Genomic DNA, 12271 nt, shown 5'->3' with positions numbered 1-12271 from the left:
TCCCTGCGGCGCTGCGGCGCCGCTTTTTCATTGAGATGCGATGACGTTCTATGTTTCGGATCTGGACGGCACGCTGCTGAACCGGCAGGGACAGCTGTCCGAGACCACCCGCGGCGGACTCACCGAGCTGCTGGCCCAGGGCCTGACCTTCACCGTGGCCAGCGCCCGCCACGTGGTGTCCATCCGCCAGCTGCTGGACGGCCTCCCGCTGAGCCTGCCGGTGATCTCGTCCAACGGCGCCTTCATCAGCGACCTGGCCACGGGCCGGCACGAGTTGGTCCACGGCATGGACGCAGCCCTGGGCGAGGCACTCTTCGCCCTGGTACGGCGCCATGGGCACCTGCCCTTCCTCTCGGTGCACACGCCCGAGGGCGACCGGCTCTACTGGCAGGGTGTGGAGAACCAAGGCCAGCAGCATTTCGTCGACGAACGCGTGCAAGGCGGCGACCCGCGCCTGCGCGCCTGCGAGGACCTCGCCGCTCAGCTCGGCGGCGGGCCGCTGATGACCCTGGTCGTGGTCGGCCCGCATGGCCCGCTGCAGACGCTTTACGAGGACATCCAGGCCCAGTTCGGCGAAGCGGTGCAATGCCATCTGAACGAGGACCTGTACCGCCCTGACTGGCCCTGGCTCACCGTGCACGACCGCCGCGCCACCAAGGACCAGGCCATACACATCCTGGCCCAGCGCTACGGCCTGGCCGAACGCGAGGTCGTGGTCTTCGGCGACCAGGTCAACGACATCACCATGCTGCGCGCCGCCCACCGCGGCGTGGCCATGGCCAATGCCATCGACGAGGTCAAGGCGGAGGCAAAGGCCGTGATCGGCCATCACGACGAGGACGCGGTGCTGCAGTTCCTTCGACAGGACTGGCGACGACCTTGAGGCTCAGGCCCCGGCCTGCACCGACAGCCGCCCCTGCTGCGCCTGCAGCGTCTGCCCCAGCAGCCGCGTCAGGGCATAGACGGCATCGAGGTTGGGGCTGGGCAGGCCGGTGATGCGCGCCAGCTCGACGACGGCGCCCAGCAGCGCCTCCAGTTCCAGCGCGCGGCCGGCTTCGACGTCCTGCAGCATGGAGGTCTTGTGCGCGCCCACGGCCTCAGCCCCGGCGATGCGCTTGTCCAGGGACACCTTGAACTGCACGCCCAGATGCTCGCCGATGGCCTGCGCCTCGCTCATCATGCGCGCCGCGAGCTCACGGGTGAGCGGGAAGCGGCAGATGTCCTCCAGCGTGGCATGCGTCAGGGCGGAGATGGGATTGAAGCTGAGGTTGCCCCAGAGCTTGACCCACAGCTCGGAGCGGATGTCCCGGCTCACCGGCGCCTTGAAGCCGGCCTGCATCAGCACCTGGGCCAGGGCCTCGATGCGCTCGCTGCGGCTGCCGTCCAGCTCGCCCAGGGAGAAGCGGTTGCCCTCGATCAGGCGCACGCGGCCCGGCGCCTCCAGCTGCGCCGCCGGGTAGACGATGCTGCCTATCACCTGGGCCGGGGGCAGCGTGCGGGCAATGGCGCCGCCCGGGTCCACGGACTCCAGTACCCGCCCCTCGTGCGGGCCGGCCAGGCCCTGGAAGTACCACCAGGGCAGGCCGTTGATCATGCTGACAATGAGCGTCCGCGGCCCGATCAGGGCGGGCAGCTCGGTCAGCAGCTCCTGCAGCTGGTGAGCCTTGACTGTCAGCAGCACCACGTCCTGCACGCCGGCCTCGGCCATGCGCTGCACGGCGCGCAGCTGCTCACCGGGCGATGCATGCAGCGTGCTGCCGTCTTCAGCGACGAGCGTGAAGCCTTCGCCCTGGATGGCCGCCAGATTGCGGTTGCGGGCGATGAAGGTGACCGTGTTCCCGGCCAGGGCCAGGCGCGTGCCCAGCAGGCCGCCGATGGCACCGGCGCCGACGATTGCGAACTTCATGCACTCACCGCGAATTCATTGCGCGCCCCACGGCGCTTGAGCAGCCCCCACAGGGGCCAGACCAGCATCAGCAAGGCCAGGACCGTCAGGCCGCCGACCAGGGCATTGGACCAGAAGATGCCCAGGCTGCCCTGCGAGAGCAGCATGGACTGGCGGAAATTGGCCTCGGCCTTGTCCCCCAGCACCAGGGCCAGCACCAGGGGCGCCAGCGGTATGCGCAGCTTCTTGAACACATAGCCCATCACGCCGAAGACCAGCATCATGTAGACGTCGAACATGGCGCCATGCACGGTGTAGGCGCCGATGGCGCAGGTCACCACGATCACCGGCGCGATGATGGCGAAGGGAATGCGCAGGATGGCGGCCCAGAAGGGCACCGTGGTCAGCACCACCAGCAGACCCACCACATTGCTGAGGTACATGGAGGCAATCAGGCCCCAGACGAAGTCCTTGTTCTCGGTGAAGAGCATGGGGCCGGGCTGCAGGCCCCAGATCACCAGGCCGCCCAGCAGCACCGCTGCGGTCGGCGAGCCGGGGATGCCCAGGGTGAGCATGGGCAGCAGGGCCGAAGTGCCGGCGGCATGGGCCGCGGTCTCGGGCGCCACCACGCCAGCCAGCTCACCCTTGCCGAATCGCTCCGGGTGGCGCGAGAGCCGCTGCGCCACGCCATAGCTCATGAAGGAGGCCGGCGTGGCACCGCCCGGCGTGATGCCCATCCAGCAGCCGATGGCCACCGAGCGCAGGAAGAGCTTCCAGTGCTTGAGCAGCTCCAGCCAGGTCTGGAACACCACCCGGGGGCTGATGCGTGCGGTCTGCCCCTTGAAGGCCAGGCCCTCCTCCATGGTCAGCAGGATCTCGCCGATGCCGAAGAGGCCGATCACGGCGATCAGGAAGTCGAAGCCCTTGAGCAGTTCCGTGAAGCCGAAGGTCATGCGCAGCTGACCAGTCATGTCGTCCATGCCTATGGTGGCGAGGGCGAAGCCCATGAGCATGGAGATCATCGTCTTGGCCGGCGCCTCGCGGCTCATGCCCACGAAGCTGCAGAAGGTCAGCAGCTGCACGGCAAAGAGTTCAGCCGGCCCGAAGCGAAGCGCGAAGCGCGCGAGCAACGGTGCCAGGAAGCTGATCAGCAGCGTGGCGAACAGCGCCCCCACGAAGGAAGAGGTGAAGGCGGCCGTCAGCGCCTGGGCCGCCTCGCCGCGCTGCGCCATGGGGTAGCCATCGAAGGTCGTGGCCACGGACCAGGGCTCGCCCGGGATGTTGAAGAGGATGGAGGTGATGGCCCCGCCGAACAGGGCGCCCCAGTAGATGCACGACAGCATGATGATGGCCGTCGTGGGGTTCATTGCGAAGGTCAGGGGCAGCAGGATGGCCACGCCGTTGGCGCCGCCCAGGCCGGGCAGCACGCCGATCAGCACCCCCAGCAGCAGGCCCACCAGCATGTAGCCCAGGTTGGGCAGCGTGGCTGCGACGGAGAAACCGTGCAGCAGGCTGTTGAAGTCGTCCATGGTTTACTCCTCTCAAGGAAGCGCCGTGCCGTCCCAAGGTTCCCTGCCCCTCGGGAGCCTGGCACGCAGGGACAGGTCGTGGGGGATTCAGAAACCCAGCCAGTGCTCCAGCGGCCCCTTGGGCAGAGGCAGCACGAACCAGCGCTCGAAGAGCAGGAAGACCAGCAGGGCCACGCCTGCAGACACCAGGGCCACCCTGGGCCATCCGTAGCCACCCTGGCGCCGCATGAACCAGGCGATCAGCAGGGCCGAGGGCACATAGATGCCCAGCCAGGGGATCAGTGCCACATAGACCACGGTGGGCAGGAAGACAGCCGCCACGTCGCGCAGCGGCCCGGCCTCGACAAAAAGCTCGGTCGCGGTCGACCAGCGCCGCAGCTGCTGCAGGAGCAGCCAGCCGCTGCACAAGGCCAGGCCCAGGCCGATGCGGAAGGGGAAGTAGCCAGACTGCGGGCCGTCATCGGCCCAGCCTGTGCCCAGGCGCTGGCTGTCCGTGATGAGCAACAGCGCAAAGGCCAGGACGAGGCCCGCGGTGATCAGCTCCACCCATCGCTGTGACCAGCCTCGTGCCGACGCCGGGGCGTCCGGCCTGTCTTGTGCGTCCATATCGTCTCCCCTTCAGTCAGCCGGACGCTCGGCCCGGCCGCGGACTCACTGGGCGATGAAGCCCGCATCCTTCATCAGCGTGCGGTGCAGTTGCTCGTTGCGGCCCAGCCAGTCGAAGAAGGCCTCGCCCTGCAGCGCCTCCTGCCTGAAGGCACCCTTGGCCATGAAGTCCTTCCATTCGGGCAGCTTGCGCAGCTTGTCCAGCATCTCGAGATAGAAGGTCTTCTGCTCGGCTGTAACGCCGGGTGCCATGAAGATGCCGCGCAGCATCACGTAGGACACCGGGATGCCCTGCGAGGCGCAGGTGGGCAGGTCCTGCCAGCTCTGCCTGGCGGTCACTTTCTCCGGATAGGGCATGGGCTTGTCGTCGAAGACGCACAGCGCGCGCAGCTTGCCGGCCCGCCAGTGGGACTCCGCCTCGATGGGGTTGTTGACGGTGGCATCCACATGCTTGCCAACCAGTTGCACGGCCACATCGCCGCCGCCCTTGAAGGGCACGTACACAATCTTCTTGCCCGCGGCCTTCTCCAGCATCACGGTGATGATCTGGTCCTCCTGCTTGGACCCCGTGCCGCCCATCTTGAAGGTGCCCGAGGGCTGGCTCCTGATGGCGTTGAAGTAGTCCTTGGCCGTCTTGTACGGCGAGTCCTCGTTGACCCACAGCACGAACTGGTCGAGGGCCATCATGGAGACGGGGGTCAGGTCTCGCCAATTGAAGGGCACACCGGTGGCCAGGGGCGTGGTGTAGAGGTTGGACAGGGTGATGACCAGCTTGTGCGGATTGCCCTTGTCGCCCTTGACGTCCAGGAAGCCCTCGGCGCCGGCGCCGCCGGACTTGTTCACCACCACGATGGGCTGGGGCGAGAGCTGGTGCTTGGCCACCATGCCCTGGATGAAGCGTGCCATCTGGTCGGCGCCACCGCCGGTGCCGGCGGGGACAACGAACTCGATGGGCTTGCTGGGCTGCCAGGCAGCTGCCAGGGCATGTCCGCTGAAGGCCAGCGCCAAGGCGCCCAGGGCATGAATCGTGTGCTTGTGCATGACTGTGGATCCCTTCCTCTGCTTGAACTTGTTCTGCGCCCTGCCCCGACCCTCAGGCCAGACCGAGCTTCTGCGCCAGACCGATGCGCTGCAGCTTGCCGGTCGCACCCTTGGGAATCTCGGCCATGAAAAGGATCCTGGCCGGCACCTTGAAATCCGCGAGTCGCTGGGCCACGAACTGCTGCAGTTCGCGCTCGACCACGCTGGCGCCCTCTCGCAGCACCACCACCGCGCCGACCTCCTCGCCCAGCTTGGGATGCGGCAGCGCGAAGCACACCACCTGGGCCACGGCCGGATGGTCCATGAGCACCTCGTCCACTTCGCGCGGGCTGATCTTCTCGCCGCCGCGGTTGATGATCTCCTTGAGGCGCCCGGTGATGGAGACATAGCCATCGGCATCCATCACGCCCTGGTCGCCCGTGCGGAACCAGCCATTGCAGAAGGCCTCGGCGTTGGCTGACGGGTTGCTCTCGTAGCCCCGGGTCACGTTGGGGCCGCGGATCACGATCTCACCCGTCTCTCCCGCGGCCAGCAGCGAGCCGTCCAGGCCCATGATGGCCACCTCGGGGCCGGCGGCCAGGCCCACGGTACCGGGCTTGCGCAGGCCCGGCGGCAAGGGATTGCTGGCCATCTGGTGAGTCGCCTCGGTCATGCCGTAGGCCTCGATCAGGGGCGCGCCAAAGACCTGCTCCAACTCGCTGATGACCTGGGGCGGCATCGAGGAAGACGAGGAGCGCATGAAGCGCAGCGGGTGGCGTCGGATCACGTCAGCGTTCTTGCCGGCACGCGTCAGGATGGCTTGGTGCATGGTGGGCACGGCCGTGTACCAGGTGGGGGCTGCCTCGTCCATCCAGGCGAAGAACTTGAGGGCATTGAAGCCTGGCGTGCAGAAGACCTGCGAGCCGGCGCTCAGCGGCGCCAGCACCCCGGCGATCAGGCCGTGGATGTGGAACAGGGGCATGATGTTGAGCCCCCGGTCTGCCGCGGTGAACTGCAGGGTGCGACGGATGTTGGACGCCGAGGCGCAGAGGTTGCGCTGCGACAGCGGCACGATCTTGGGCCGCGAGGTGGTGCCCGAGGTGTGCAGCACCATGGAGACGTCCTCCGGCAGGGCCATGCCGCCTTGCGCGGCCGCGGGGCTGCCGGCGAAGTTGCCCCTCAGGCTGAAGTCGCCCGCGGCGTCCAGCGCTTGCAGATGGATGATGGGCACGCCCAAGGCCTGCGCAACGGCAACGGCGGGCGACTCGCTGCCCTCCTCCACGATGAGTGCACGGGCCCTAAGGTCGCGCAGGTAGAAGTCGAACTCCTCGGCCCGGTAGGCCGGATTGAGCGGGGCGCTGGCCACGCCACAGGCACAGGCCAGGAAGCAGGCGGCCATCTCGGGGCCGTTGGGCAGCACGATGGCCACACGCTCATTGCGGCCCATGCCCCAGGCATTGAGCTGCTGCACGCTGCGCTCGATGAGTGCACGCAGCGCACCATGGCTCAGCGCGGGACGCCCCGGCGCACGCAGCGCCGCGGCCTCGGCGGGAAGCGACTGCAGTTGCAGCCAGAGAGAGTCTTGGGACATGGGATTCACCTTCTCGACAGCTCAGGGGACTTCAGCGCAGTGCGGCAGGCTGCGGCACAGGGGCGCAGCGGTCGATCCGCAGCATACGGGCGGCCGGTGCGCAGCAGGACTGCGGGAGGCCTGCCCCCGACGCTCAGCGCACGTCCAGCCATTCGCCCAGCTTCATCATTTCCGCCTGCTCGAAGCGGGCAAAGCCCTTCCACTTGGTGGGCTCCAGCTTCTTGCGGCCCTCCTCGCTGGCGTCCAGATTGATCAGGTAGTTCTGCACCTTCTCGAACTGCTCGGCGCTGAGGCTGGAGCCGGCGATGACATGCTTGATGGGCACCGGCCGGGTGTAGCCCAGGATCTTGCCGCCCTTGGCCTGCCAGGCCTTGAGCACGGCGCCGGAAGCCGACACGCCCGCATGGGTGAGGTAGTTCTCGACGAAGAAGGGCACCGCGTCCTGGTATCGGGTGTAGGTGATGCGGACCTGCGGGGCGCTCATCTTCAGGTCTCGCAGCGTGGCGCGCAGCATCACTGAGGTGATGGAGTCCTCGTCTGGTGCGCCCAGGTGCTGGCCGCGCAGGTCGGTGAGCTGGGTCCAGGTGGCGTCGGCCCGCACCATGAAACCGGCCTTGTACTCGGTGAAGCCCTTGGTCACGGCCACGAGGCGGTAGCCGGAATTCTTCATGGCCTGGATGGAGATGTGGGCAGGGTGCACCATCGCCAATTCCCAGCGCTTGTCGGCCAGACCCTGGCGCAGGCTCTTGTAGTCGCTGATGGGCTCGATGGTGACAGGCTGCTGCAGCAGCTTGGAGAGGTCTGCGGCCATGGCCGCATAACGTGCCGCGATCTCCGCGTTACTCACCCGGTAGGTGACGCCTTCATTGATGGCAAAGCTCAGGGCCTGCACCGCCGAGGCCCCCGCCAGCAACACTGCCACGCCAAGGACCGCTCCCGCTTGCTTGAACCACAGCCTGAACCATTCCATACCTACGCTCACTTCCGTCCAGCTTCCCGACATGCCGGGTCATCGCAAGGCGCCCGGACTGTTGTGCGCCTTCCCCGACAGAACCTACCCCCGGGAGAAGACGCGCGCATTGTGGCCATCTCGCCCGACCCCACAGTCCAGCAAAACCCTGACTTGAGGCACAACCTGCAATATCTGACAGGGGTGAGGCGAACCGGGCACAAAACACATTCGCACACACAAAAGGACAGACAAAGTCGCCACCAATGACAACGGCCCGCCAAGGCGGGCCGTCAGCAGCGCGGATGGGGCGAGCCGGTCAGTGCTTCAGGTAGTCGAAGAAGGCTGCGTTGCTGGGATTGCGCCCCAGGAAATCGCGCACCAGCTCCGGCGCCGGCTTCTGGCCGCCCTGGGCCAGGATGCGCTCGCGGTAGCGGCGGCCGACCTCGGCATCCAGCTTGTTGGCTTCGAAGGGGCTGCGAAGGTCCATGGCCAGCACCAGGCTCCACAGATAACCGTAATAGCCCGCGCCATAGCCACCAGCAATGTGCGAGAAACCCGCCACGAACTTGCTGCCCGGTACATGGCCCAGCGGAGTGGCCCCTTCCATCTTCGCCCACAGGGCCTGGGGATCCTGGGGCTCCTTGCCGTGCAGGGCGAGGTCATAGCTGGCGTAGAGATGCTGCCGGCCATACTGCGTGCCCTTGCCGAAATGCTTGGCGGCCACGACCTTGTCCACCAGGGCCTCGGGCATGGGCTTGCAGCTGGGGCAGACCTCCTGCATCAGCGGCAGCACCTGCTTGTTGATCACCCAGTCCTCCAGCATCTGCGAAGGCGCCTCGACAAAGTCGTGCATCACCGCCGTGCCGGCCTGCTGCAGGTAGAAGGTGTTGCTGAGATTGTTGTGCACGGCATGGCCGAGCTCGTGCAGCAGGGTCTCCATCTCGTCGACGGTCAGGCCCTTGCGATTGAAGTTGACCACCAGCGCGGCCGCCGGCAGCCGCCCGATGCGGGTGGCGCTGCCGCGCAGGGGCCAGACGGCAGCATGGTTGTACTTGCCCTCGCGGGGGAAGAGGTCCACGTAGAGATTGGCCAGGGGCTTGCCGGTGGCGGCATCGCTGACGGCAAAGGCCTTGACCTCGGGGTGCCACAGTTCCGCAGGCACCTCGGTGTATTTCACGCCCATCAGGCGCTCGATGATGCGCATGGCGAAGCGCAGGCTTTCCTGGGCGGGGAAGTACTCGCGCAGCGCCTCCTGGTCGACCTGGAAGCGGGCCTGGCGCAAACGCTCGGAATAGAAGCTGGCATCCCAGCGCTCGACGCGAACCTGCGCCAGGGGCAGGCCCAGGTGCTGAGCCTTGGCGGCCTGCAGCTCGGCCACGTCGGCGCGTTCACGCTCGGTGACGGTGGCCTGGACCTCGTCCAGGAACTTCCAGGCTGTCTGCGCATTGCCGGCCATGCGCCGACGCAGATTGAAATCCACGTAGTTGTCATGCCCGAAGAGGGCCGCGTACTCTCGACGCAATTGAGCGATCTCGGCCAGCAGGCGCAGATTGGCCTCGCCGCCTTCGTTGACCTTGGCCTCCCACATGCGGCGCCGGGTCTCGGGGTTCTCGGCGGACTGCAGCACCGGCCCGTAGCTCGGGTAGTCCACGCCCAGCACGATGCGCCCCTGGGTGTCGCGGCGCGCGTTCTTCCAGACGCCTTCGGGCACGCCCTGCAGCTCGGCCTCGGTGTAGGCGATCTGGATGTTGGCGTCGCGGATGTTCTTGTTGAACTGCTGGTCCAGCTCGCCCAGCTTGTCGACGATGGCCTTGGCACGCTGGCGCTTGGCTGCAGGCAGGGAGACGCCGCTGTCCTCAAAGGCGCCCAGGGCCACGCGCTGCAGCTCGCGGTCGCGCGGCTGGGGCGTGGGCACGCGCTTGAGGGCCTTGTAGAGCTGCTCGTTCTGGGCGACGGTCGAATTGAATTGGGTCCAGCGCATGGAGCAGGCCTGTGCGGCATCGCGGCCGGCCTTGTCGGGATGCACGTACTGCACGAAATCGACCGCGCTCTGGCCGTCCTCCACCCTCGCGGCGTAGTCGTCGAAGGCAGCCATCCAGCCCAGGTCCACCTTGCGGCGCTCCAGCTGGGCCAGGGCCTTCTTGGCGGCAGCCAGGCCACTGTCACAGGCCTGGCGGATCTGGGCGGCCGTCTTCAGGGTGGGGAATGGCGGCGCAGGCAGCGTGGGGGCGGCATCCGCCCGTGCAAGGCTCGCGATGCCGGTCAGGCCGGCCAGGAGTAGCGCACCGGCGAGGCGGCGCGAGGTCAGCATCGATGTCATGGTGTGGCTGCGCGATGCCCTTGTGCGGGCCACCGCTTCTCAGGGATGGTGCGCGGATTGTGCCCGCGGCCCCACCCTCGCCCGGAAGTCAGCGCACCGGGACAAACACCAAGCCCCGGTGCGCCGGGAGTTCAGCCCCCGAGCAGGCTGCGGATCTGCTGCAGGGCCGTCGGGTCCTCGATGGTGGTCAGGTCGCCCGGATCGCGCTGCTCGCACACCGCCTGGATGGCGCGGCGCAGCAGCTTGCCCGATCGGGTCTTGGGCAGCACGGTCACGAAGCGCACACGGGCCGGCCGGGCCACGGCGCCCAGTTGCTCATCCACGCGCTTCATGATCTCGGCTTCCTGCTGGCGAGCGCCCTCTTCCGTGGCCGCGCGGCCGGCATCCTTCAGCACCGCAAAGGCCATGGCCACCTGGCCCTTGAGCGCGTCAGCCACGCCCACCACCGCGACCTCGGCCACGTTGGGATGGCTGGCGATGCTCTCCTCGATCTCGCGGGTGCCCAGGCGGTGGCCGGCCACGTTGATGACGTCGTCGGTGCGGCCCAGGATGTAGTAGTAGCCGTCCTCGTCGCGGATGCCCCAGTCGAAGGTGGAATAGACCAGCTTGTCGGGGATGCTGGACCAGTAGGTGTTGACGAAGCGGGCGTCGTCACCCCAGACCGTCTGCAGGCAGCCCGGCGGCAGCGGCCCCTCGATGGCCACCACGCCCTTCTGGTTGGCGCCGACCAGCTCTTCGCCGGTGTTCTCGTTGAGCAGCTTGACCTTGTAGCCGTACATGGCCACGCCGGGCGAGCCGAACTTGCTGGGCTTCTTCTCGACACCGTTGGCGATGGAGAGGATGGGCCAGCCGGTCTCGGTCTGCCAGTAGTTGTCGATGATGGGGCGGCCCAGGCTCTGGGCGATCCAGGTGGCGGTGGGCTCGTCCAGGGGCTCGCCGGCCAGGAACAGGGCGCGCAGGCTGCCGAGCTCGTACTTGCCGAGGTAGGCCGGGTCCTGCTTCTTGAGCACGCGCACGGCCGTCGGTGCGCTGAACATCACCGTGACCTTGAAGCGCTCGACCAACTGCCACCAGATGCCCGCATCTGGCACGGTGGGCAGGCCCTCGTACATCAGCGTGGCCATGCCGGCGATCAGCGGGCCGTAGATGATGTAGCTGTGGCCGACCACCCAGCCGATGTCGCTGGTGGAGAAGTAGGTCTCGCCGGCCTGGCCGCAGTAGATGTACTTCATGCTGGCCGCCAGGGCCACGGCATAGCCACCCACGTCGCGCTGCACCCCCTTGGGCTTGCCGGTGGTGCCGCTGGTGTAGAGGGTGTAGCTGACGGCATTGGACTCCAGCCAGGTGCAGGGCACCTGGGCGTCCTGGTGCTGCTCACGCAGGGCGGCGTAGTCCAGGTCGCGGCCGGCCACGCGCTCGAAGGTGGCCAGGCCGCGATCCACCATGAGCACGGCATGGGGCTTGTGCTGGGCCAGCTGGATGGCCTCGTCCAGCAGGTGCTTGTAGGGCACGACCTTGCCGGAGCGGCTGCCGGCGTCGGCGCTGACGATGAGCTTAGGGGCAGCATCGTCAATGCGGCTGGCCAGGGACACACTGGCAAAACCGCCGAACACGACCGAGTGGATGGCACCGATGCGCGCGCAGGCCAGCATGGCAAAGGCGGCCTCGGGGATCATGGGCATGTAGATCAGCACGCGATCGCCCTGCCCCACACCCTGGGCCTGCAGGATGGCGGCCATGCGCTCGACCTCACGCTGCAGCTCGCGGAAGCTGTAGATGCGCTCTTCCTTGACCTCGGTGGAGACCCAGATCAGGGCGTTCTGCTCCCCGCGGTCACGGGCGTGGCGGTCCACGGCGTTGTGGCAGAGATTGGTCGTGCCGCCCACGAACCATTTGGCGAAAGGCGGCCGGCTGTAGTCGCAGACCTGCTGGAAGGGCGCCTGCCACTCGATCAGCGCCGCCTGTTCGCGCCAGAATTCCTCCGGCTGCTCGACCGAGCGCTGGTAGAAGCGGGCGTAGTCGCCCCCCATCGCGGGGGCTGTGCTGCCGGGAATGCTGCTCATGACCGACCTCTGCATTTCCATAATTACGAATTACGGCGAATTTCACGGTCATGGTCTGACTGCAGCCTGACCTTGCGGCGTCGTGCAGACGACAATTGCCCTGGGTCAAGCCAGAACCGCCTGGCGTGCGCTTGGACACATCTGCCATCGGCCCCCTATGGTCCAATAAGGGTTGTTCCCCATTCTGAAGCGCGGGACGATTCGGGGACCGAACAGTGCCCGGACTTACCCGCGGTTTGCACCTGCCTTGCTTGACACTGCCAAGACCCGCTTCTTAAGCTGCGCGGCCGAGATCAAGTTCCCGA

9 protein-coding genes are annotated in these 12271 nt (G+C 67.3%); 1 reads left to right on the top strand and 8 read right to left on the bottom strand.

Annotation, left to right across the window (positions count from 1 at the left end; translation table 11 throughout):
- The first annotated feature begins 40 nt into the window (after positions 1-40).
- The gene (locus ACS5PK_RS10910) at positions 41-883 is read left to right on the top strand and encodes an HAD family hydrolase (RefSeq protein WP_439440257.1); all 843 of its coding nucleotides are present in this window, start codon (positions 41-43) and stop codon (positions 881-883) included.
- Positions 884-886: 3 nt separating this feature from the next.
- On the opposite strand, the gene ACS5PK_RS10905 is transcribed toward ACS5PK_RS10910, so the two are convergent.
- The 8 genes from ACS5PK_RS10905 to ACS5PK_RS10870 form a co-directional block, all read right to left on the bottom strand.
- On the bottom strand, positions 887-1906 hold the full coding sequence (locus ACS5PK_RS10905) for a 2-dehydropantoate 2-reductase (protein WP_439440256.1): 1020 nt from the start codon (positions 1904-1906) through the stop codon (positions 887-889).
- Positions 1903-3414 carry a tripartite tricarboxylate transporter permease gene (locus tag ACS5PK_RS10900; RefSeq protein WP_439440255.1) on the bottom strand — a complete coding sequence of 504 codons (1512 nt, stop codon included), beginning with the start codon at positions 3412-3414 and terminating at the stop codon, positions 1903-1905. The genes ACS5PK_RS10905 and ACS5PK_RS10900 overlap by 4 nt, the downstream gene beginning before the upstream one ends.
- Before the next feature lie 87 nt (positions 3415-3501).
- Positions 3502-4020, bottom strand: a complete 519-nt coding sequence (locus ACS5PK_RS10895) for a tripartite tricarboxylate transporter TctB family protein (protein WP_439440254.1) — start codon at positions 4018-4020, stop codon at positions 3502-3504.
- A gap of 45 nt (positions 4021-4065) precedes the next feature.
- Positions 4066-5061 carry a Bug family tripartite tricarboxylate transporter substrate binding protein gene (locus tag ACS5PK_RS10890; RefSeq protein WP_439440253.1) on the bottom strand — a complete coding sequence of 332 codons (996 nt, stop codon included), beginning with the start codon at positions 5059-5061 and terminating at the stop codon, positions 4066-4068.
- A 52-nt stretch (positions 5062-5113) separates the two neighbouring features.
- Positions 5114-6631 carry an acyl--CoA ligase gene (locus tag ACS5PK_RS10885; RefSeq protein ID WP_439440252.1) on the bottom strand — a complete coding sequence of 506 codons (1518 nt, stop codon included), beginning with the start codon at positions 6629-6631 and terminating at the stop codon, positions 5114-5116.
- Positions 6632-6764: 133 nt separating this feature from the next.
- Positions 6765-7601: a phosphate/phosphite/phosphonate ABC transporter substrate-binding protein gene (locus ACS5PK_RS10880; RefSeq protein WP_439440251.1), complete on the bottom strand. Its 837-nt coding sequence runs from the start codon at positions 7599-7601 to the stop codon at positions 6765-6767.
- Between the two features lie 298 nt (positions 7602-7899).
- On the bottom strand, positions 7900-9903 hold the full coding sequence (locus ACS5PK_RS10875; RefSeq protein WP_439440250.1) for a M3 family metallopeptidase: 2004 nt from the start codon (positions 9901-9903) through the stop codon (positions 7900-7902).
- Positions 9904-10034: 131 nt separating this feature from the next.
- Positions 10035-11966 carry a propionate--CoA ligase gene (locus tag ACS5PK_RS10870; RefSeq protein ID WP_439440249.1) on the bottom strand — a complete coding sequence of 644 codons (1932 nt, stop codon included), beginning with the start codon at positions 11964-11966 and terminating at the stop codon, positions 10035-10037.
- Positions 11967-12271 lie beyond the last annotated feature (305 nt).

It is taken from the genome of Roseateles sp. DB2 (assembly GCF_051857535.1).
Taxonomy (GTDB): domain Bacteria; phylum Pseudomonadota; class Gammaproteobacteria; order Burkholderiales; family Burkholderiaceae_C; genus Roseateles_B.
The sequence above is the reverse complement of the archived record's forward strand: the minus strand, read 5'-3'. Positions and strand labels throughout refer to the sequence as shown.